Genomic DNA, 21,812 nt, shown 5'->3' with positions numbered 1-21,812 from the left:
AAACAAAATGAAATTTACTACCGAGCATGAAGCATTACGTCGTACCACTCGCCAGTTCGTCGAGACTGAGCTCAATCCATATATTCCAGAATCGGAGGCCAAAGGTCGTTTTCCTATCCATGACGTATTTAAAAAAATGGCAGACCTAGGCTTGCTCGGTATTTGTAAACCTGAAGAAAATGGTGGTTTAGGTCTGGATTATTCTTACAATTTGGTGGTTGCTGAAGAGTTGGGACGTGCTGCATGTGGCGGAGTGCCATTGGCAATAGGGGTACAAACCGATATGGCGACACCCGCATTGGCACGTTTCGGTTCAAAAGAATTACGTGATGAGTTTTTAACGCCAGCAATCAAAGGTGAATATGTCGCATCCATTGCGGTATCTGAAGTCCATGCAGGCTCAGACGTCGCAGCAGTAAAAACCACTGCAAAAAAAGATGGCGATGACTATGTCATCAACGGTAGCAAAATGTGGATTACCAACTCTTTGCAGGCTGATTTTTTCTGCTTACTTGCCAACACATCGGATGATAAACCACATTCAAATAAATCTATGATTATTGTTCCTGCTAAAACGGCTGGGATCAGTTTTTCTGAACCTTTAAATAAACTTGGAATGCGATCAACTACAACTGCTGAAGTTTATTTTGACAATGTCCGTGTGCCACAGCGCAACTTGGTGGGTGCAGAAGGGATGGGCTTTATGATGCAAATGCTGCAATTCCAAGAAGAAAGAATGTGGGCAGCAGCCAATGCCATTGGTGGGCTGGAAAATGTCATTAAACAGACCATTGCCTACACCAAAGAACGGACTACTTTTGGGCAACCATTGATCAATAATCAATATGTGCATTTTAGATTTGCAGAATTGATGACCGAAGTTGAAGCTCTGAAAGCGTTGACCTACCGTGCTTGCGATCTACATATTGCTGGAGAAAATGTCACGGAAATGGCATCTATGGCAAAACTAAAAGCTGGTCGTTTGACTCGCGAAGTTGCAGATAGTTGTTTGCAATATTGGGGTGGAAATGGATTTATGTGGGATAACCCCGCATCACAACTTTATCGAGATGGGCGTTTAGGCTCGATTGGTGGAGGTGCTGATGAAATTATGCTTGGGATCATTTGTAAGCTGATGGATATTTTGCCTAAAAAGCAAAAGGGCTAATGGTCTGATTATTTTAAAATCAAGTATAAGGTGATGATAATGCAAAATATTTCAGATATGCAACTTGATGAAAGTCTACAGCTTGAACAAGAAAAAGGCGTGATCACGATTTGGTTAAATCGCCCAGAAAGCCGTAATGCCATGAGTGTGAAAATGGTTGAAAGTATTCAACAAATTTTTACGGCAATTGAAAATGATACATCAATTCGAGCTGTGATTTTTCGTGGTAAAGCTGGACATTTTTGTGCGGGTGGCGATATCAAAGATATGGCAAATGTTCGTGCAGAGGCAATGGCCGCAGGCAATAGCAAGCCTTATGCAGACTTTAACCGAAAATTTGGAGCAATGATCGAGCAAGTTGATCAAGCCCCTCAAACGGTGATTGCTGTTTTAGAAGGGGCGGTATTGGGTGGTGGATTTGGTTTGGCATGTGTATCTGATATTGCCATTTGCCTTGAAAATGCCAAATTTGGTTTGCCTGAAACAGGATTGGGCATCATACCTGCTCAGATTGCACCTTTTGTAGTGAAACGTGTGGGACTAACTCAGGCACGCCGATTGGCTTTATTGGGTATGAAATTTGATGGAAATACAGCATTGAATATCGGTGTCGTACATGAAGTTGCTGAAGATCAAGCCGAGTTGGAACTGCTGCTAAATTCGACTATAGAACATATTCTTTTAACTGCACCGCATGCTTCAAGAGTGACCAAAGCCTTACTGCATCGTAGTTTAAATGAACCACTTGAGCAGTTGTTGGATGAAGCTGCTTTGCAATTTGCACAAGCGGTGGGGAGTGATGAAGGCATGGAAGGGACCATGGCTTTTATCCAAAAACGCAAACCCAAATGGGCAGATTTAGACTGATCAATTTTCAAAAATAATGATCATTTTAATTGATTTATCATTAAAAAAATTAGAAAGGTGAAAAATGGCATTTTCCAAAGTACTTATTGCAAATCGTGGTGAAATTGCAGTCCGTGTCATTAAAACGGCCAAAGCAATGGGTTATGCCACAGTTGCAGTATATTCTGATGCAGACCGCCACGCTCGACATGTGCAGTTGGCTGATGAAGCTGTGCATATTGGCGCATCTAAAGTTTCAGAATCCTACTTATGCATCGATAAAATTATACAAGCATGTCAAAAAACTGGCGCAGATGCGGTACATCCAGGCTATGGTTTTTTATCTGAAAATACCGAATTTGCTGCAGCTTGCCAGAAAAATGGCATATGTTTTATCGGTCCAAATGCACATGCAATTGAGTTGATGGGCAGTAAACGACTATCCAAAATTGCCATGCTAAAAGCGTGTGTCCCTTGTGTACCGGGCTATGAAGGTGAAAATCAAGAAATCGACTTTTTGGCTGAGGAAGCAAAGAAAATTGGTTTTCCAATCATGGTTAAAGCCTCTGCTGGTGGTGGTGGACGAGGCATGCGCTTGGTTGAGTCGGAAAATGATTTGATCGATGCACTGAAAACGGCACGCTCGGAAGCCAACAATGCCTTTGGTTCAGGCGAGCTGATATTAGAAAAAGCAGTGATTGCACCAAGACACGTAGAGATACAAGTTTTTGGCGATACACATGGCAACTATGTGTATTTATTTGAACGAGATTGTTCAATTCAACGTCGTCATCAAAAGGTGGTAGAAGAAGCTCCATGTCCAGTAATGACTGAATCTCTTAGACAAAGAATGGGAGAGGCAGCGGTTCAAGCAGCAAAGTCTTGCCAATATATTGGTGCAGGAACAGTTGAATTTTTACTTGATGCTTCAGGTGAATTTTACTTCTTGGAAATGAATACACGCTTACAAGTCGAGCACCCAGTGACTGAAATGATCACAGGTCAAGATCTGGTAGAGTGGCAACTTCGAGTGGCAAATGGAGAAAAGCTACCATTACAACAACATGAACTCAGTTTAAATGGGCATGCCATTGAAGTCAGACTTTATGCAGAAGATCCACGACAAAACTTTTTGCCTCAGACGGGTCAAGTTCTAAAATGGCAGGCGGCTGAAAATGCCAATGTACGTATCGATCATGGCATGCTGCCACAAGATGAGATCAGTCCTTATTATGATCCAATGGTGGCAAAAGTCATCGCTTACGGCAAAACTCGTGATGATGCAATTCGTTTATTGGCAAGTGCTGTCAATGATTGTGTCCTACTTGGTGTAAACAGCAATAAACAATTTTTGGTCAATTTATTACGTCATCCAATCGTCATTCAGGGTGATACCAATACCGCTTTTATTGCAGAACATTTTCAGACTGATGCAAGTTTACATTTGCAGAATATTAGTCTTGAACATTTAGCTGTTGCTACAGCACTTTTCACTCATAGCCAACATAAATCAGCATATTGGAATACGGGGCTATCGGGCGCATTTCCATTAAAACTTAAAGTTGAGGATCAAAACTTATTGGTATTGGCTAAACGAGATGCTGACCATGTTGTTGTTGAAACTTGTGGTCAGACGCAATCGGTGAATATCTTAGAACAAAGTATTGATCAAAATTCGGATCAAATCATTTATGAAATAGACGGTGTGCGACGTAAATTGAATTATATTTTGCGTGATCAATCACTTTATTTAGATATTAACAACGGCAATGTTTGTATTGAAAATACGACATTTGCAGCACCAGAAGTTGCCGATATTGCAGGGGATGGAAAAATCAAAGCACCGATGGATGGTGCAATTATCGAAGTGATGGTTGCTACTGGAGAACGTGTGCAAAAGGGGCAAACTTTGTTGATCTTGGAAGCAATGAAAATTCAGCAACAAATTAAAGCGGATGTAGATGGTGTGGTTGAAGAGGTGATCGGGGTGGCGGGTCAACAAGTGAAAAAGCGACAAGTGTTGATGAGTATAGGATGAGATTTTAAAAGTTCTATTTTTAAGATATTAGAACAATACTTAAATTTTAGCTGTAAAACGTAAAGAATCCATAAAAAGCCCAACTTGGATAAGTTGGGTTTTTTAGTGGGTTGTAAGATTTTGAAATAATTGAATTAAAGTATTGGATTTCGTATAAGGCGTATTATGTTAATTTTAAGGATATTAAATTTATAAAGTAAAAATATGCATCAAACATTTATTGAAAATTTAAAAGATCAAACTAATAATTTTTTCTCATTACATTGGAATAAGGATTTATTAGGTGATGCTCCCCAGTGGTCAGAAATTCATACAGATTTTAATAAATCTATTCCGAACTATGATAAACAAGGCGTTTATGCTTTTATAAAAGGAGAGGAGGTTATTTATATCGGAGTAGGGACATCTCGAGGATCTGGTCGCTATAAAGGTAATGGACTAAGTGCAAGAGTAATGAAGTATTGCCGATACATTGAAAAAGATACCTATGGTCCAGTGGATGAAAGACTAAAAGAAGCTGGCGCAATTATGACTATTGGCTTTGAACTAGAACATTCGTATATAGCCAATTCATTAGAAATATATCTAATCTCAAAACTAAATCCTCAATATAATTTTATAAAAGTCGGTATGTAAATTTATTTAATTATCATAAGGATAATCTTGTTTTTGAAATTTGGAATAGGCTGTATGATGATAATTTTGAAAATCGTAAATACTACTGACCAATTAATTTCATATCTTTTTCATCCCACCAATGTTGAGCATAAATAGTAGGATTAGTCGTAAGTATTTTATTCAAAATATTAGCGACGAATGTGAGCTGTTCTGATATATCAATTTTCTTAAAAAAACCTTTTTTGATTATTGGCTTAGATGGATTTATAAAAACTAAGAAACCATTTTCATACTCTTGATAATGATTGCACCCAATCCAAATATCTTTAAATTTTTCATCTGCCAAAGGGATCAAATATCCCCAATCCTCATGTGAAATATCCAATACATTTACACCATGTTTAGGAAGTTCTTCTGTTAAATATTTGGCTAGTGTATATCCCCATATTTGTCCATCCCATTCTTTTTGTTCTTCTGAAGTTTGAGGGAAGTTATCAGATCGGAACTCAATATGCGTTTTGAATAATCCCATAATTTTTCTTCTTTAATATAGGATTATTAAAATAAGCGTTTTTATCATAACTGTCTATCTTGCGAGCTATTTTTTTAAAGTGTGTTCCGAATTTTAGTATTTGATTTTATTACATTGTTAATTTTACATAATGGTTCTTATACGATTTTTTGATATAATTATTTAAAATCAAAATCTTATTGATTTGTTTTTATTGATGCCACTTTAGTGGAGATAGCTTTTTAATATATTCCAATCATTTCTATATTTATACCTATATAATGTTGCATATATTTTTCTTTATATCTTGAATTAGTTCAGTCCTATTGAAACCAGTCCATATCGTAGGTATTGTTTGTTCTATATTTGTCGAGCAGACAGGAGCAACATTGTAGAATAAATGAAATTCGATAGTATCAAGATCATAGGTTGATATTTCATTTGCTATGCTTTTATAGTCAATTTCATTATCAATAAATAAAAATGACAAAGAAAACCATAAATCTTCTATATTCATATTGTGACCATTGATTTAAAATTTGCTGCATAAGTTTCGCTCGAGTAAATGCTATGTTACTTTAATGCCTATTTGAAATAGCATTGTATGTAACGTGTTTATCAATATTATTCAATCTATTCAAAGAATGTACTTAAAAACCTCTACCTGTCTACAGTCAATAAGTAAAAAGAGGCAAGTGTTGATGAGTATCGGATATAATTTTAAATTACTTATTTAAATACCAAATAAAGGATTTATGGATAGGTCTAATTTTATGAAAAAAATGATTTTTTATTGTTTTCTTTGTTCTTTATCTATAAATTTTATTAGCTACGTATTTTATAGTCAGTATATTTTTTTATTGTGCTGTTTTCTTTTAATACCTTTATTCTATTTTGGTTTTCATACTGTATTAAAAAGGAAAAATAATTTACACCAATGGACACAAAATGAAAAAACAATATTATTAATTCTTTCAATATTTTGCATAATGTTCTTTATTTATACTCTTTATCTTGTAGGAAATAATATTTATGAAAAAAGCAGTTATGGTTATATTTTGAAATATAGAACGACCTATATCCGTGAGGCTACAGAAATAGAATATAATTTATATATGAGCCGTCTATCAAGGTTGTTTAGCAGCATCTTATTATTATTTTTCTATACATTTTGGGTTAAATCAAAAGATATTTGAAAATAATAGCTGTTAATGTATTAATGAAAATAGCCCTGTGAATTTGTAATTTTATATTCATTGCAACATTTTTCTTTTTTACTAATAAATTACACCCTGAAAATGTCAATACAGCCTAATTATAGTTACCAATATTGAGCTTCAGTGAGACTATCTACATGAATATCATTAATAAAGATTGTTCCTTTTGTTGAATTGGGTAAATAAATTACGATGATGCCACAAGCACTGTAGGGTGTTGTAATTTCTGCAATATTTATCAGTGATTCATAAATAATTTTAATTTCATCATTCGGTTTTAAAGTAAATTCATCTGTGGAAGGCTCAATAAAAAATTCAACTTCTTGAAGTGTTTCATTTATAAATCTGAAATTCATATTATGACCATTTATCTAAAATTAGCTGCATAAGTTTTCACGGGGATGTGGTGCTACTATTTTCTTTTGTGACTGTATTTTGCCTATTTATCTAGTAGGTATAGCTACCACCATGGCCAAGTTAATGTCCAGTTGATATTCCTACTTCCCAAGATTATATAGTCCTTTTGTCAATTCTTCTATACAAGCAAAGCAAAACTCGGATAAGGTTTGTTATAACTTTATTTTTAAGATTTTTAGAAAATCTATAATTTATTTAAATAAGAAAACATTTTTAGATCATGCTTGTTTTCTTTGAATTTTTCAATTTCTTGAAATGAGTTGTCAGCAATAGTTTGTGTGCTTGGGATAACAGTACTAGAAGATAAGTACTCAATTTCATTGAGAGAATTTATAAAAATATGAATTTTGGTTTCATTGCTTCCCATAACTAAAGGGTTTGTGTATTTCATTTTTGCATATTTATTTTTATATTGAGCATAAATATAATAATCACTGTACTTGTTTATGTCACTATCTTTATATTCTTGTATTTTTGCATTTTTATATAATGGAGTGTATTTTTCTGTTTCACCTATGTATATGCTAGGCTCATCACCTTTAATGATATAGCCATATGTGTTTAATATGATGACTACATCTTCTTTTTTGATTTTATCATCAAAACTAATATTAATTTGAGTTCCATTGTTTTTTGAAAATAATACTTTTGCTGATATAGTTATACCTATAATAATAGCAAATATACAAATTCGATTTTTCAATTTCATTATTCCATTGGCTTATTAAAGTATTTGGTATTGTGGATTTTTACTAATTCTATTTTTTCGTTATATGTTAATTGGTTGAGTTTAAATATATCCTTTGATTTGATTTTGCTCACAACCTTCAATTCATCAAATGATTTTGTTTTTAAAAATAGAAGACTTTCCTCTGTAATTTCAGTTATTTGATATTTAGTCGTTTTGGGGTTGTAATATTTTAAATCAATATTCTTCTCTAGTTTTGAATATTTTTCAGTTTCTGTATTTTGACTAAAATCTATAGTAGGATTCTCAGTTGCCCTAATAAAATCACTCCCAAATATATAATTAATTTTAAAATCTTCTTTACGTGCAAAGGTGTTGTCTAGTAGTTGACTGTTATAATAGAGCTGCTTTAACTTGCTCATTCCTTCTATCTGATATGCTAGAACATACCTTGACCCAAAGTCTGATAATATCATTCCTTTATCTATCACAGTGATCGTCTTGTAGTAGGAATACCATTCAGATGGTGCATCTGACTTCATGATAAATACATTTACTCTTAAATCATTCAAATGACTGTTTGGGCTAATATAAAATGATAAATTGACTTTATTTGTTTCTTGAAAGTCTGTCATGATTTTATAACTCAAAAAAATTAAAATAATTAATATGGAAAGACTAATAATAATTTTTTTCATTAGATTCTTTACTCATCTTTTGCATTTTCTATCCAAAATTTAACCATGTTTAACTCTGGACTACTCTGAGTATTACGAGGTTTTCTGTGATCATTAAATATCGATTGAAAATTTGTAGTAATAATAGATCCATTTTTATAAAAATTCATTGGCTTAGCATCAGTACCATTTTCAGACATTGCTTCGCTTCCTTTGTTAGGTAAACTGGATACCATATATATAGGTTGGTAATCGTAAGGAGCTGATATTCCTAATATTGCAATTTTTACTGAAATTTTTCTTTTATCCGGATAGAAAGATGGATAAGAAGATATGCTTTGACCTGAAACTATGACATTTTTGCAGTTTAAGTTTGTTGATATATTTTTGGCGAAATTATTTTTTTGCTCTTTAGTGTAAGGGTTTATTTCAGTATTGGCACTGTTACAGCCAAAGAAATTCAATCGAGTTTCTGTTCCCCAATAATAATTAATTTTTATCCATTCACTATATATTAACTGATTTCTTTTTTGTACGCCTGATGATGTTGTTCTATTAACAGGTAATAATATTTCAGGTGGATCAAAACGCCATGCATCATAAATTATTGGCCCATTTAATCCTGAATGTGAAAAAATACTTAACTCTTTCATTTCAACTTTATTTTGTCCACCATATTTTTTTATCCAATTATCAATCACAAGTTGAATTTGGGAAAAATGAGTAATATTAGGGCAATGTACCATATGAATATTAGGATCGTATTTAGGATCAGTTTTAATAATGACTAACCTAGTTTGAGCTGCTTCTTTGAAAACTCTTCTTGCTATTTCATCATTAGGTTCATCAGCATAAAACAAAAGAAATAGTTGTTTTTTTCTCGTAATTTTAATGTGTTGTATATGGTTTTTCTGGGCAGATGTTTTTGCTACGGATATTTTTTTTAGTGGAGTCCCCATTTTTATTCTAACTCCAAATGAATTTGTATATCTTTTTCTTCACTTGAAAAAAATGTAGACGAATAGCCATCTTGGTCAGTTATACCTTTAATTTCAGATCCATTCGGATAAGTTGCGGTATATGCTATATTTTTATATGGAATGCCATCATCATCAGTGAATAAATACTTTAAATTATAATGTGTACCTTCCGGAAGAAAGGGAAGTTGCATTGACACTTTTGTTCCACGTTTAAATAAATGTTGTCCAGCATTGACCTCAAATTTTGCAGGCGTAATAATGCGAATACCATTTTTATTGATAATAATTTGAGAGCCCCCAGCCATAAGCCACCTTTCTTATAAATTTCTAAAAATTTAGTTCAAAATGAACTAATATAAGTACTAAATAATTAATTTTTATATATTAATATGACGTTTATTATAGCCATACAGCTGAATGATAGCATTATTATTACAGCAGACAACAAAAAAGTTGTTTTAAAAGAAAATGGTAAAATTCATTTTAGTCCTGAAAAAGATTCCAAAACACATCTGTGGGATAAAGGTATCATTACTGGCACTGGTGAAGGTTATGTCATTAGCAAGGCAATTGAAATCTTTAAAAAACACACCCATTCAGATCTCAGTAAGCTTTCACAATGCTTGGATATTTCAAGGCAAATTCGGGAAGAAGAAATAGGGAAAGGGTATTTTCAAGTTGAAAATACTAAGCTTCTATGCTCTTGTTACAATGAAAGTGGGGCACAGCTATATAAAGTAGAACGTTTCGATCTAGAACAGCCGTATACACTGACTGCAATCCCTTCAATGGATATTACGGTTTGGTTATTTCATCCAAATATTGAAGCGATTTCTCAGGAACTAGAAAATCTTTATAAAGATCTAAAAGATTATTCTGTTTTTCTCAATCAAATAGAGTGGATTAATTACTATATTCGTCGCCTTGCGCCAATCTATCAGAAACAGAGCCAGCAAGATCCATTTATGAGCAAAAGTTTTGACATCTTTTTTCAGACTAAAGATGAATATATCTCAGGTCATATCCAAAATAGCCATCATAAACCATTAACATTTCAAGAGGTCACGACTGAGTTTTGCTTTGATCAAACATGATCATTATCAATTTTTATTTTGTTATTTTAATCAAAATTAACTGCTTATGCTTTTGTTGAAATGCAACAGACCGACTTTAGCATTGAGCAATTTCGCTCAGATTAATATTTTAGATCAAGCAGAAAGCCAAAATAAAGAGAACCTCTTGGTTCTCTTTGATATTGAGCTCAAAAATTAATGAAATACATATTTCATTAGGGCATCAAATAAAACCCAAAGTACCACAAGTGCTACAAGAGGCTCAGCAACTTTTGCCCAAGTAGGATTTTTTTGTGGGGCAACTTCAACTGTTGCATGCACATCATCATGTGCCGCATTTTGTGTATTCACCATTTGATTAAACTCCTTCATCGTTTCATCTAATGATATCTCTTCTTGATGAATAGGTTTAGAACCATGTAGTTCTGTTAGATCACTTGTTGTCCAAACCCAATCATCAGCTTGCCCTGATAAATGTTCAATTTGCCCTAAAATCAGCTCTTTTAGGCCTTCTTTACCAAAGTTTCCTGTTTGATCTAATTGTTTTAATTCATGAATTTGCAAGTTAAGCACTTCAGAAATGGCTTGTTCTAAATCAGGCTTATTGAGCGGTGATTGATTGTGCTTTGATGTCGTGAGATGGCGGGCAATTTCCTGCACATAAAGGTCATCAGGCTGGCTTATTTCCTGATACAAACGATTATCATCTTTTTTCCAAAGACTGACCAATTTAGCCAAAGTGAGAGCATTGATTTCAAGTAAATTTGATTTTCTATCCTCAGGATCTAACTGATTGAGGAGCTGAGGCTTTTGAATTTTAATCTGCTCAGCAAAGTATTGTACTAAATCAAAAGCCATATTTTTCTCCTAATGCATCAATCTAATATACGAAGACTCGGTTTTTTCTTAGGTGCTTCGGGATCTTCAGTTGTATTTGATTCTAAAGTATTTTCATCTACTTTGACATTGGCATATTCGTCAGGGTCAAAGAATAAACCTTGTCCATTTTCACGCGCGTATAGCCCTAAAACTGCTTGAATCGGAACATAAATATCCTGCGATACGCCACCAAATCGAGCAGAGAATGTCACAGCCTCATTACTCATATTGAGCTTATGTACGGCATGTGGAACGATGTTGAGTACGATTTGTCCATCATTAACAAACTGTTGTGGGACATCGGTATAAGGTATGGTCGCATCCACCAACAAATAAGGCGTTAAGTTGTTATCGCAAATCCATTCATAAATTGCGCGGGCAAGATATGGACGACTAGGAGTTAAGTTTAATTCTTGTTCAGACATCAGAAATTACTCATTTGATTTGCTAAGATTTGGGAAGAAGTGCGCCGTAGCGATTCTTTTCTTGAAATGTCATTGATTTCTGAAAAGCAGGGCGACTAAAAATGCGTTGGCAATATAAAAGTATTGGTCGGCATTGTTGTGCAGGCAGTTCAATTCCCATCTGTTTTAACCGTATGAAAATTGGCGCTAACATGCAATCTAAAATTGTAAAATTTTCCGACATAAAGTATGGAAAATGTTGAAATAATGGTGTTAATGAGATCAGTGTATCACGAAGTTGTTTTTGTGCTTTCTTTTTCGCATCGGCATTGAGGGTATCAGGATGGCAGAGCATGATATCTGCTAGGCGAAACCAATCTTGTTCAAAACGCCAAATATATTGTCTTTGTTCTGCGCGTGGTGCAGGAGCATCGGCATAAAGTTTATTTTGTCGATAACGATCATCTACATATTCAGCAATAATCGTAGTATTGAACAGTTTCAGGTCATTTTCTATCAACATTGGCAAACGATTATAGGGATTTAGACTTGCAACATCTTCGTCTTCATCTTCACTAATAATCAGATTGTGTTTAATTTGCTTTTCAGCAAGAATTAATCTAATCCAATGGGAGCGGAAATCATCTGCATGGCTATAAAGTGTAATTCCTTGAAGCGGGGCGTTTTCGACGGTCATATTCCAAAAACATAGCAGAGTGAATGGGCTATAGGATACTAAAAATGCGCCATAAAATCACGGATACTTTTTGAAGATGCATGATGAAATAGATATTTTCAAATTGACGAGAATGTAAGAGGGAAATGTATATGAAAAATAAGATTGTGTTATGTCTATTTTTATTTGGAATTTCAAGTTTTAGCTTTGCTGAAAATGCAGATGATGAAGCGGTCGATATTGCGACACATCCAATGACAGCAGGGACTGATATACCAGATGAGGATTACCAACCTGCGCCAAATAGCGATCCATGTGCGGGTATCGATAATTGTACTGTTGCTGTACCTTGTGCAGAGAATCCCGACGCTGATGCTTGTTATTACTGAGCATACAAAGGATTCAATCGATGCTGTTGCGACTCAAGATAATGATTAGCTTAGGGTCTGTTGACATTTCACAACTGAATTGCGTTGTCAGCTAAAATTCTCGCCCATAAAAAACCTCGGAAAATCCGAGGTTTTTTGTCCGATTCGGTAAACGAATTAACGTTTAGAGAATTGAGGACGTTTACGAGCTTTACGTAAACCAAGTTTCTTACGTTCAACTTCACGAGCATCACGAGTAACGAAACCAGCTTGACGAAGAGCAGGTTTTAAAGTGTCGTCAGAAGCGATCAATGCACGAGTAATACCGTGACGGATAGCGCCTGCTTGACCACCGATACCACCACCAGCAACAGTGATGTAAAGGTCATATTTTTCAGTAGCTTCTAAAAGCTCTAAAGGTTGACGTACAACCATACGAGCAGTTTCACGACCGAAATATTGCTCAAGAGTACGGTTGTTAATTACGAGTTTACCTGTACCAGCTGATAAGAAAACACGTGCAGTTGCGGTCTTACGGCGACCTGTACCATAATTAGTAGCCATGTGCTGTATCCCTTAGATGTCCAAAACTTGTGGCTGTTGAGCAGTATGTGGATGCTCGCTACCAGCGTACACTTTCATTTTCTTGATCATTGCATAACCAAGAGGACCTTTCGGCAACATACCTTTTACAGCACGTTGGAAGATTTCTTCAGGTTTATGAGCAACTAATTTTTCAAAGTTAGTTTCTTTTAAACCGCCTGGGAATTCAGTGTGGCGATAGTATTTTTTGTCAAGTGACTTGTTACCAGTAACTTGAACTTGCTCAGCATTGATCACAACGATATAGTCACCAGTGTCAACGTGAGGAGTATAAGAAGTTTTGTGCTTACCGCGTAAACGACGAGCGATTTCAGTCGCAAGGCGACCTAAAGTTTTGCCAGAAGCATCAACAACGTACCAGTCGTGTTGTACTTCAGCAGGCTTAGCGCTGAGAGTTTTCATTAACCACTACCTATTATAGTTGGTTTGGACGGTGGAATCTGTCCAAACAAAAGGAGAGCGAATTCTATCTGAATGTCGTTAGAATTACAATCGAAATACGTATTTCAAGCGAAATATTTTAATAGAATTTGGTCTTGTTTGAAAGGGAAGTGTGATTTGCTGTATTAAAAGGATGTTGTTGCTTGCTATTATGAGAATCAGATCACTTTTTTGATCAAAAATAATTGAATTTTTAAATAGAATGAGAAAATGATGCCAAATTTAGAATCAGAACAGAGCAAATTACCAAGCAATCAATTACAAGAAGAAAACTCGATGGACGCTCCACCGACACAGTATTCAAAAATAAATAAATTTTTTACAGGTTTTGTTGCCTCATTATTATATTTCACTGCATTCATATTTTTAATCACTGGCGCAATGTGAGGATATGATGCATTTATTGATGTCTTGATTATCGGTATATTTTCAGGAGGAGCAATACTCGTTTGCGTGATTCCTGTGATTGGTGGAATCGCATTTATGACTTTACCAAATGAGGATTACGCAAAAATGCATAAAAACTTATGGAAAAATATTTTCAAGTTTTGTCTGCTTAGCTTTGCGGTGATGAGTATTTCAGAGTTGTTGCATTATGTGGGATGGTTAGATTCTCATTTTCAACTTAACTGGGGACACTGATTTATCTTCTAGATGGATGTATAATTAGCTTAGTGCCAGTCTTAACTCTAGAGTCAATCAATGCTTCCTTTATATATCACCAGTGGTGAACCTGCAGGAATTGGACCTGATATTTGTTTAAGCTTAGCTGATCGTGTCGATGAACGCCCAATCGTGGTTCTCGCAGATTTAAATATGCTCAGTGATCGTGCTCAGATCTTAAAGCAAAATGTCGAATTGATTGAGTATAAAGGTCAAACTGAATCTTCAGGCAAAGGTCAATTGTATGTTGAGCATATTGCTCTAAATGAAGCTGTGGTTTTAGGTGAATTAAATGCACAAAATTCAGCTTATGTCTTGGAGCAATTACGCCGTTCAGCTGATTATGCGATGCAAGGCAAAAGCGTAGGTGTAGCAACTGCGCCTGTTCAAAAATCCATTATCAATGATGCTGGTATCCATTTTAGTGGACATACTGAATATTATCAGGAGTTTGCAGGCGTTGAACGTGTGGTCATGATGTTGGCGACCAAAACTTTACGTGTAGCGCTCGCAACCACACATTTACCATTAAGAGATGTGGCTGATGCGATTACTCAAGAGCGTTTGCATCAAGTGATTGATATTTTACTACTTGATTTAAAAGCCAAATTTAAAATACAACATCCTCATATCTTAGTTTGTGGCTTAAATCCGCATGCAGGTGAGGGCGGTTATTTGGGACATGAGGAAATTGATACGATCAATCCTGTGTTGGAAACTTACCGTGAAAATGGCATCAATTTGAGTTTAAGTTTGCCAGCAGATACGTTGTTTACCCCTGAACATTTAAAAGATGCAGATGCCGTTTTGGCGATGTATCACGATCAAGGCTTACCTGTGTTAAAATCACAAGGCTTCGGTGAGGCGATCAATATCACGCTCGGTTTGCCGTTTATACGAACTTCTGTCGATCATGGTACTGCACTGAGTCTAGCAGGAACAGGTCAAGCAAAAAGCTCTAGTCTGCATGTTGCAGTGGATCTTGCGCTAGATTTGGCTCGTCACTGATCGTCATTTTTTGAAAATATTTATTGTTATTCGTTGTTATTAGCACATCACGTTGGAAATTCTATGTATCAAATCAATGCCTTAAACCCAAAAGATGAAGGGCATCATACTCGTAAGCGTTTTGGTCAAAACTTTTTACATGACCAACGTGTGATTGCAAAAATTGTCCGCGCGGTGAGCCCGCGTGCAGGGGACAATGTGGTTGAAATTGGACCGGGTTTGGCTGCGCTTACTTCACCATTGATTGGTGAATGTGATGCACTGACTGTGCTAGAGCTAGACCGTGATTTGGCTGCAGGTCTGCCGGGTCGTGTGCCACATCCTGAGCGTTTAACCATTGTTGAAACAGATGCTTTAAAATACGATTTCAATCAATTGATTGAAGATGATCGTCCACTTCGCGTTGTGGGTAATCTTCCATATAATATTTCGACACCACTACTTTTTCATCTCTTGGAATTTGGCGACAAAATCAAAGACATGCATTTTATGCTACAAAAAGAGGTGGTTGATCGCATTACGGCTTCGCCAAATACGAAAGAATATGGTCGTTTGTCTGTAATGATTCAATACTTTTGCAAACCGACATTTTTATTTGAAGTTCCACCTGGATCATTCAATCCGCCACCAAAAGTGACTTCTGCGGTTTTTCGTTTAGAACCTTATGCAACAAAACCAATTGTGGCGAAAAATGAGAAAGCATTGGCACGTTTGGTTGGACATGTCTTTACTCAACGCCGTAAAACTTTGCGCAATAGTTTAAAAGGCATGCTGGTTGAAGACGGTTTTGAAAATGCGGGTGTAGATCCTATGGCACGTCCTGAAACCTTGACCCTCGCTCAATTCGTTGCTTTAGCAGATCAAATGGTGGCTTAAATGGCAGGGGACATTCGCTATAACTATGTGATTGGTGATGTTCAAGGTTGTTTTGAAGCCTTAAAAGCATTGCTCAAACAGATTCATTTTGACCCAGATCAAGATTTTATTTGGTTTGCTGGTGATTTGGTTGCACGTGGTGAAAACTCGATTGGTGCATTACGTTTTATCAAAAAAATGTGTGAGCGTGGTTCTGCTGCAACAGTATTGGGCAATCATGATCTCAATCTTTTGGCATGTGCTCGAGGCATCAAAGCGATTAAAGCCAAAGACAATACACAAGACGTGATAGATGCTATTGATAGTGATGAATTGATTGATTGGCTACGCAAACAACCTTTGTGTTTATATCCAAATGAGCAAACGATTTTAACGCATGCAGGTATTCCGTGTATTTGGGATGCCGAGCAAACATTTGCTTTGGCTGCGGAAGTACAAGCTATTATTTCACATGAAAATTATGATGTTTTAGATCATTTTTTACGTGAAATGTATGGGGCAGAACCCGATTTATGGTCGAATGATTTGACTGGCAATGAACGCTTACGTGTCATCACCAATTATCTCACTCGTATGCGTTTGACTGATCAACATGGGCGTTTAGAATTTAGCTTTAAAGACGCTTTGGATGAGCCAATGCCTGAAGGTTTTCAGCCGTGGTTTGAATTTGATTCTAAGGCAGCTCAAACTCATCAGATTATTTTTGGACATTGGGCGGCGCTACAAGGTAAAACCATCAATCCACACATTCAAAATGTAGATGGTGGCTGCGTTTGGGGGCATCAGTTGATCGCCTATCGCCTTGAAGATCAGCAAAGTTTTAAAGTCGATAATCCTTTATTTTAAGGGTCGTTCAAAAAAGCTCCGAAATGGAGCTTTTTTTATGGAAAATTTGATAAATAAATAATGCATTTTAATCAATAATTGTTAATGTATCTTTATTGAAAATACGCCTAAAAATAATAGATAGGAAAAATTTACGATGCTAGAGAAAGAACAACTAAAAGCAATGTATCCATTGATTGTGACACCTAGTCATGATGGAAAATTCTTTTTTAATTATGTGAATTCCCTATTAAATTTTTATCAGCAAGCACTGGCAAATGGTTTACCTGTTCAGTTCTTACTGATGCAGGGGGAGAGTCTGATTACCCGCGCGCGTAATAATTGCGTAGCGCAGTTTTTAGCAAATCCAGAATGGACTCATTTGGTTTGGATTGACTCAGATATAGGCTTTCAACCTGAGGCTATTTTTCGACTTTTACTATCAGACTATGATATCGCTGCGGGAGTTTATCCGCTGAAAACGGATCAATGGCCAGAGGGTGGATTACCAGAAGGCATGACGGCTCAGCAATTTTCAAATATGTATCAACGCTATACTGTCAATGCACGAAATAAAGATAATGCTGAAAAGTTAGAGTTCAATATTCAAGAAGATGGCTTTTTAGAGTTGAGTGAAGCACCGACAGGGATGATGTGTATCAAACGCGATGTTTTTTTACGAATGATGGCGCAGTATCCAGAATTGCAATATGTTCCTGATAATTTAGGACTTGTTGATCAAGGTTTACATTATCGCTTTTTTGATGTGATGGTCGATCCTGATACAAAACGATATTTATCAGAAGATTATTATTTCTGCCGTTTATGGGAAAATATGGGTGGAAAAATATATGTTGATGCCTTATCCAATTTGACCCATCAAGGAACAAAAGTGTATAGCGGCAATTTTGCTCAATCATTGCAAACCAATTTTGCATTGGCTATTCCAGCACCAGTGGGTACACCCTTGCAATTGAATGGTTTGGATCACTTACAGAAATTGCTTGAATCGAAATAAATATTATTGATCGTTCAAGTATTTCAACAGACCTTAATATTTTCATCGATTTTTTTGGAAAATGGGAAAGTTTTTTCCTCACTTTCTCAAGAGCAGTATATGAAAAGCCTTACTTTTTGAAGATGAAAAGTAAGGCTTTTGCTCTACAAATTTTATCAAATAATTATTTGATGAGTAACATAAAAGTAGGTAGCCAAATCGCGGTAAATACAGCATTAACAGCCATACCAAAAGCGGCATAACGACCTGCAACCGCACCACGTTGCCAAGCTTGGGCTGTACCGATGGCGTGAGCTGCCAAACCTAATGCTAAACCTGAAGCACGTTCATCATTGATATTTCTTAAAATAATTGATGAAAATGCTGAACCAATCACACCCGATAAAATCACGATCAAAATAACCAGTGATACAGGTGAATGCAGCAACGTGGCAATGTTGATCGCAATTGGTGTGGTCACAGCACGTGTTGCAAAAGCCATAATTGTCGGTTCAGACATATGCAGGATATAGGCAAGTGACATCGGTAAAGCAACAGCACTGATGCTGGCAAATACCAAGATTCCGACTACTGATTTGAGTGGTAAATCATCATAACGCATTGCCGCCAATGGAATGGCGAGTGCAACAGTCACATAGCCCAGCAAGTGGCTGAAAATTCCATTCATGTCCGCATTGTATTTTTCATAGGGAATTCTTAAAAGCAATAAAATTCCAATCACAAAAAACATCCCGATGACCAATAATGGCACTTGGGGAAAGCGTTTATTGACTGGTTTTGCAGCCAGATAGGCAACGAGCGTGATCAGGAAACCAACAAGAATACTAAACATGGTGATCTCCTATAACCATTTCTTTGCCATTTTGGCGTAAACCCAAAGTGGAATCAGTGTACTGACACAAAGGATGAATAAGAATAATGGAATTTCTTTGCCCATACTGACTAGCATTAACAATGAACCTGCACATATCGGCAAAAAGGCGAAGCCGCTTTCTTTCATGAGTTTATTGTTGGTATCGACCAAGCGTGCTGGCAATTTTTTAAATTTGCGCCAAATGCTGAGAAGGATCAATAAACTGATCAGCCCAACGAGATTTCCGAGTTCTGGATGATTGAATTTGCTCATCACCCAGACGGATGTTTCTCTAAAGATAATAATGATGGAAAGTGTTGCAATCCATGCCTGCCAATCAATGTGTTTTAGCCGTTCCATTTTCTTCAATTTTTTCTGGTAAAAACTTCTATAGCACTTTTTACCTGATCTAGCTTTTTATTTCAAATTCTTCGAGCGGGCGATGAAACTGTTTTGCTTTATCTCCAAGAATTTGATCGATTGGTAAATGTGCTTGTTTGATCAATTGCTCAAGCTTATGCGGCGCCATGCTTACAGACAAATGGAGATTTCCTTCATCATCATAATTTTCAGATTGAATGACATTGAGCGCATAGAGTTGTGTGCGGAGTTTGCCATAAGATGGCTTTAAAACGACATCAAAGGTTTGAATTTGCCCCATCAAGCATTCTTGGACAGCTTGCTTGAGTAAGTCTAAGCCTTGACCTGTATGGGCTGAGACGTAGACGCGATCTGGTAAATGCGGTTTCGCATAAATGATCTTGGCTTCATCGCCACTTTGATCAATTTTATTGTAAATACGTAATACAGGAACATCCGCACCGATTTCTTTGAGTACCGATTCAACTGCATCGATTTGTTCAAGCATGTCAGGGCTACTGCTATCAATCACATGCAACAACAAGGTCGCTTCCAAAGTCTCTTCAAGTGTCGCTTTAAAGGATTCGACTAAAGAATGAGGTAGATTGCGCACAAATCCTACAGTATCCGCCAAGACCAAAGCACCAATCCCATCCCAATTTAAACGTCTTAAGGTTGGGTCTAGTGTGGCAAATAGTTGGTTTGCTGCATAAACTTCGCTATCAGCCAATATATTAAATAAAGTCGATTTTCCGGCATTGGTATAACCAACCAAAGATACGGTAGGTACAGAAGCTTTTTGGCGCGCAGCACGACCTTGTACACGAGTTTGGCGTACTTTTTCGAGTTTATCTTTTAACTGGCCCATACGGATACGCAATAAACGACGGTCTGTCTCAAGCTGAGATTCACCCGGTCCACGCAAGCCAATCCCACCTTTTTGACGTTCTAAATGCGTCCAGCCTCGGACTAAACGTGATGATAAATGTTCAAGCTGAGCCAGTTCGACTTGTAACTTACCTTCATGAGTACGGGCACGTTGCGCAAAAATATCCAGAATCAAACCTGTGCGGTCTACAACACGGCATTGTAAAATTCTTTCTAGATTACGTTCTTGAGCAGGGGATAATGAATGATCAAAAATTGCCAATTCTGCTTCTAAACTTTTGACGAGTTCAGCTAATTCTTCTGCTTTACCTGAGCCTACGAACAATTTTGGATCGGGCTTGATACGAGAAGCATGTATATGTTCTAAAATTTCTGCACCAGCAGATTTTGCAAGTAAGCTAAACTCTTCGGCATCAAGATCGTCTAAAAGTTGCACAGAGACACTGACTAAAATCGCGCGTTCACCGCCTTGATGTCGATCAAAATATTCCACAGATAATCGTACTCTTTAAAATAGAAATAAAAGACTATTCTAATGGAAAATCGTCATACTTGCTTAGTTTATCTGAGTTAAGTGCGTTGCTTTAAATACGAAAATGTTTAGAGATAAATGATGTCGATCTGTATTTTTAAAAAAGTCTAAATTTTAAAATCGCTCACACAAAATTGTAGCCACAGATTTGGATTGATATTTTTTATACAAATATTTGATATATAAAATAAAATGATATCTTAAACAAAGCTAGGTTAAAGACGCTTGAGCTTTATAGGCTTTAGCAACTTAAAGGATAGATTGATACTGTCAATGCAAGACTTTGCATAAAGCGTTACAATAGTTTGCTTATCATGCATTGATAGCTTTAAAAATAAACCTAAGTAATGAATTTTTCAGTGGATTTTATGACTCAAGACACGAATACTACTTCTCAAAAAATGAGTGCTTTTGCCAAATTTTGGCTCTATTCTAAGAAAATATCAGTAGGCTTGGCAGTCGTCACGGAAGGTTTTTATTTGGTTTACCGCCATCGTTTATATAAAGATCCAAACAATCCTAAAAATACACGTTATGTACAATATTTTTGTCGCCGTTTGTGTGATGTTTTTAATATCGATGTACGCTTACATGGTGATATTCCAAGACAACCTGCGCTATGGGTAGGCAATCATATTTCATGGCTAGATATTCCTGTTTTTGGTTCGGCTGCACGCGTATTTTTTCTCGCAAAAGCTGAAATCTCTTCTTGGCCGATCGTTGGAAATCTGGCTAAAGGTGGCGGAACATTATTTATCAAGCGTGGTTCAGGCGACTCGATGCGGATTCGTGAAGAAATCGCTGGATTTTTAAAACAAGATATTCCTGTATTATTTTTCCCAGAAGCAACCACTGGCGATGGTAAAAGCATTAAAAAAGTACATGGTCGGATATTGGGTGCTGCGATTGAAGCGCAGAAACCTGTACAAATTATGTTGATTTGTTATGTGAATAAAGACGGATATTTAGATAACGTTGCGCCGTTTATTGGCGATATTACTTTTGTTGATCATGTCAAAGCTGTATTGGAAATGCCGAAAGTAACAGCACATATCCAAGCCTTAGAGGCGATCCCTACGGAAGGGCATGATGTTGATTCTTTAACCAAAGTTGTACAACAAGCGATGGTTGAAGGTTTGGCTGCATTACAAGAGAAAGTACTTAAAGTTTAATTGTTTAAAACGT

Annotated in this window: 28 protein-coding genes; 13 read left to right on the top strand and 15 right to left on the bottom strand. The window is 36.3% G+C overall.

Annotated elements, in window-relative coordinates:
• The first annotated feature begins 7 nt into the window (after window positions 1-7).
• The 4 genes from F960_RS03325 (at window position 8) to F960_RS03310 (ending at window position 4,688) form a co-directional block, all read left to right on the top strand.
• Window positions 8-1,168: an acyl-CoA dehydrogenase family protein gene (locus F960_RS03325; RefSeq protein WP_004857479.1), complete on the top strand. Its 1,161-nt coding sequence runs from the start codon at window positions 8-10 to the stop codon at window positions 1,166-1,168.
• A 39-nt stretch (window positions 1,169-1,207) separates the two neighbouring features.
• Window positions 1,208-2,035 (top strand): enoyl-CoA hydratase/isomerase family protein, encoded by an 828-nt coding sequence (locus F960_RS03320; RefSeq protein ID WP_004857476.1) that lies wholly within the window; start codon window positions 1,208-1,210, stop codon window positions 2,033-2,035.
• Window positions 2,036-2,099: 64 nt separating this feature from the next.
• On the top strand, window positions 2,100-4,052 hold the full coding sequence (locus F960_RS03315) for an acetyl/propionyl/methylcrotonyl-CoA carboxylase subunit alpha (RefSeq protein WP_004857474.1): 1,953 nt from the start codon (window positions 2,100-2,102) through the stop codon (window positions 4,050-4,052).
• A gap of 204 nt (window positions 4,053-4,256) precedes the next feature.
• Entirely contained in the window at window positions 4,257-4,688 is a 432-nt protein-coding gene (locus tag F960_RS03310; RefSeq protein ID WP_004857472.1) for a GIY-YIG nuclease family protein, read from the top strand.
• An 82-nt stretch (window positions 4,689-4,770) separates the two neighbouring features.
• Here the strand turns inward: F960_RS03310 and F960_RS03305 are convergent, their stop codons facing one another.
• The 7 genes from F960_RS03305 to F960_RS03275 all read right to left on the bottom strand — a co-directional run bounded on the left by F960_RS03305 (window position 4,771) and on the right by F960_RS03275 (window position 9,465).
• On the bottom strand, window positions 4,771-5,202 hold the full coding sequence (locus tag F960_RS03305; protein WP_004857469.1) for a hypothetical protein: 432 nt from the start codon (window positions 5,200-5,202) through the stop codon (window positions 4,771-4,773).
• A gap of 253 nt (window positions 5,203-5,455) precedes the next feature.
• The gene (locus F960_RS23285; protein ID WP_051069876.1) at window positions 5,456-5,698 is read right to left on the bottom strand and encodes a DUF7079 family protein; all 243 of its coding nucleotides are present in this window, start codon (window positions 5,696-5,698) and stop codon (window positions 5,456-5,458) included.
• Between the two features lie 804 nt (window positions 5,699-6,502).
• A complete protein-coding gene (locus F960_RS03295; RefSeq protein ID WP_004857465.1) occupies window positions 6,503-6,754 on the bottom strand; it encodes a hypothetical protein in 252 nt (83 codons plus the stop codon).
• Window positions 6,755-6,999: 245 nt separating this feature from the next.
• Window positions 7,000-7,524: a hypothetical protein gene (locus F960_RS03290; protein ID WP_004857464.1), complete on the bottom strand. Its 525-nt coding sequence runs from the start codon at window positions 7,522-7,524 to the stop codon at window positions 7,000-7,002.
• Window positions 7,524-8,201 (bottom strand): hypothetical protein, encoded by a 678-nt coding sequence (locus tag F960_RS03285; RefSeq protein ID WP_004857463.1) that lies wholly within the window; start codon window positions 8,199-8,201, stop codon window positions 7,524-7,526. Before F960_RS03285 ends, F960_RS03290 begins: the two co-directional genes overlap by 1 nt.
• 8 nt (window positions 8,202-8,209) lie before the next feature.
• Window positions 8,210-9,139 (bottom strand): hypothetical protein, encoded by a 930-nt coding sequence (locus F960_RS03280; RefSeq protein WP_004857460.1) that lies wholly within the window; start codon window positions 9,137-9,139, stop codon window positions 8,210-8,212.
• A 2-nt stretch (window positions 9,140-9,141) separates the two neighbouring features.
• Window positions 9,142-9,465 (bottom strand): hypothetical protein, encoded by a 324-nt coding sequence (locus F960_RS03275; RefSeq protein ID WP_004857457.1) that lies wholly within the window; start codon window positions 9,463-9,465, stop codon window positions 9,142-9,144.
• Window positions 9,466-9,549: 84 nt separating this feature from the next.
• On the opposite strand from F960_RS03275, the gene F960_RS03270 reads away from it, so the two are divergent.
• The gene (locus F960_RS03270) at window positions 9,550-10,254 is read left to right on the top strand and encodes a hypothetical protein (protein WP_004857454.1); all 705 of its coding nucleotides are present in this window, start codon (window positions 9,550-9,552) and stop codon (window positions 10,252-10,254) included.
• A gap of 174 nt (window positions 10,255-10,428) precedes the next feature.
• Here F960_RS03270 and F960_RS03265 read toward each other — a convergent pair whose 3' ends face one another.
• From F960_RS03265 to F960_RS03255, 3 genes are read right to left on the bottom strand one after another with little or no spacing between them, the layout of a single operon-like run.
• Complete coding sequence (locus tag F960_RS03265; RefSeq protein ID WP_004857451.1) at window positions 10,429-11,091, bottom strand: hypothetical protein; 663 nt, start codon at window positions 11,089-11,091, stop codon at window positions 10,429-10,431.
• Window positions 11,092-11,108: 17 nt separating this feature from the next.
• Window positions 11,109-11,537, bottom strand: coding sequence for a ClpXP protease specificity-enhancing factor (locus F960_RS03260; protein WP_004857449.1), 429 nt, complete (start codon window positions 11,535-11,537; stop codon window positions 11,109-11,111).
• Window positions 11,538-11,559: 22 nt separating this feature from the next.
• On the bottom strand, window positions 11,560-12,213 hold the full coding sequence (locus tag F960_RS03255) for a glutathione S-transferase N-terminal domain-containing protein (RefSeq protein WP_004857447.1): 654 nt from the start codon (window positions 12,211-12,213) through the stop codon (window positions 11,560-11,562).
• A 131-nt stretch (window positions 12,214-12,344) separates the two neighbouring features.
• On the opposite strand from F960_RS03255, the gene F960_RS03250 reads away from it, so the two are divergent.
• Window positions 12,345-12,581 carry a hypothetical protein gene (locus tag F960_RS03250; RefSeq protein ID WP_004857444.1) on the top strand — a complete coding sequence of 79 codons (237 nt, stop codon included), beginning with the start codon at window positions 12,345-12,347 and terminating at the stop codon, window positions 12,579-12,581.
• A gap of 156 nt (window positions 12,582-12,737) precedes the next feature.
• On the opposite strand, the gene rpsI is transcribed toward F960_RS03250, so the two are convergent.
• Window positions 12,738-13,124 (bottom strand): 30S ribosomal protein S9, encoded by a 387-nt coding sequence (rpsI, locus tag F960_RS03245; RefSeq protein ID WP_004857443.1) that lies wholly within the window; start codon window positions 13,122-13,124, stop codon window positions 12,738-12,740.
• 12 nt (window positions 13,125-13,136) lie between these two features.
• Window positions 13,137-13,565: a 50S ribosomal protein L13 gene (gene rplM / locus F960_RS03240; protein WP_004857442.1), complete on the bottom strand. Its 429-nt coding sequence runs from the start codon at window positions 13,563-13,565 to the stop codon at window positions 13,137-13,139.
• A gap of 252 nt (window positions 13,566-13,817) precedes the next feature.
• On the opposite strand from rplM, the gene F960_RS22220 reads away from it, so the two are divergent.
• The 6 genes from F960_RS22220 (at window position 13,818) to F960_RS03215 (ending at window position 17,994) form a co-directional block, all read left to right on the top strand.
• Complete coding sequence (locus F960_RS22220; RefSeq protein ID WP_004857440.1) at window positions 13,818-13,991, top strand: hypothetical protein; 174 nt, start codon at window positions 13,818-13,820, stop codon at window positions 13,989-13,991.
• A gap of 96 nt (window positions 13,992-14,087) precedes the next feature.
• Entirely contained in the window at window positions 14,088-14,246 is a 159-nt protein-coding gene (locus F960_RS03235; protein ID WP_154650720.1) for a hypothetical protein, read from the top strand.
• Window positions 14,247-14,306: 60 nt separating this feature from the next.
• Window positions 14,307-15,275 (top strand): 4-hydroxythreonine-4-phosphate dehydrogenase PdxA, encoded by a 969-nt coding sequence (gene pdxA, locus F960_RS03230; protein WP_004857439.1) that lies wholly within the window; start codon window positions 14,307-14,309, stop codon window positions 15,273-15,275.
• 63 nt (window positions 15,276-15,338) lie between these two features.
• Window positions 15,339-16,151, top strand: a complete 813-nt coding sequence (gene rsmA / locus F960_RS03225; protein ID WP_004857438.1) for a 16S rRNA (adenine(1518)-N(6)/adenine(1519)-N(6))-dimethyltransferase RsmA — start codon at window positions 15,339-15,341, stop codon at window positions 16,149-16,151.
• Window positions 16,152-16,997, top strand: a complete 846-nt coding sequence (locus tag F960_RS03220; protein WP_004857436.1) for a symmetrical bis(5'-nucleosyl)-tetraphosphatase — start codon at window positions 16,152-16,154, stop codon at window positions 16,995-16,997. It abuts the gene before it with no gap.
• A 136-nt stretch (window positions 16,998-17,133) separates the two neighbouring features.
• A complete protein-coding gene (locus tag F960_RS03215; RefSeq protein ID WP_004857433.1) occupies window positions 17,134-17,994 on the top strand; it encodes a hypothetical protein in 861 nt (286 codons plus the stop codon).
• 163 nt (window positions 17,995-18,157) lie between these two features.
• On the opposite strand, the gene F960_RS03210 is transcribed toward F960_RS03215, so the two are convergent.
• The 3 genes from F960_RS03210 to hflX are packed head-to-tail and all read right to left on the bottom strand — an operon-like array spanning window position 18,158 to window position 20,588.
• Entirely contained in the window at window positions 18,158-18,826 is a 669-nt protein-coding gene (locus F960_RS03210) for an LrgB family protein (RefSeq protein WP_004857431.1), read from the bottom strand.
• A 9-nt stretch (window positions 18,827-18,835) separates the two neighbouring features.
• Window positions 18,836-19,207 carry a hypothetical protein gene (locus F960_RS03205; RefSeq protein ID WP_004857428.1) on the bottom strand — a complete coding sequence of 124 codons (372 nt, stop codon included), beginning with the start codon at window positions 19,205-19,207 and terminating at the stop codon, window positions 18,836-18,838.
• Between the two features lie 49 nt (window positions 19,208-19,256).
• Window positions 19,257-20,588 (bottom strand): ribosome rescue GTPase HflX, encoded by a 1,332-nt coding sequence (hflX, locus tag F960_RS03200; protein ID WP_004857426.1) that lies wholly within the window; start codon window positions 20,586-20,588, stop codon window positions 19,257-19,259.
• A 407-nt stretch (window positions 20,589-20,995) separates the two neighbouring features.
• Here hflX and F960_RS03195 point away from each other — a divergent pair, with 407 nt between their 5' ends.
• Complete coding sequence (locus F960_RS03195; protein ID WP_020847012.1) at window positions 20,996-21,799, top strand: lysophospholipid acyltransferase family protein; 804 nt, start codon at window positions 20,996-20,998, stop codon at window positions 21,797-21,799.
• Window positions 21,800-21,812: the final 13 nt, after the last annotated feature.

Source organism: Acinetobacter gerneri DSM 14967 = CIP 107464 = MTCC 9824 (assembly GCF_000368565.1).
In the GTDB taxonomy this organism is placed as follows: Bacteria; Pseudomonadota; Gammaproteobacteria; order Pseudomonadales; family Moraxellaceae; genus Acinetobacter; species Acinetobacter gerneri.
This window is presented reverse-complemented; position numbering and strand designations above follow the sequence as displayed.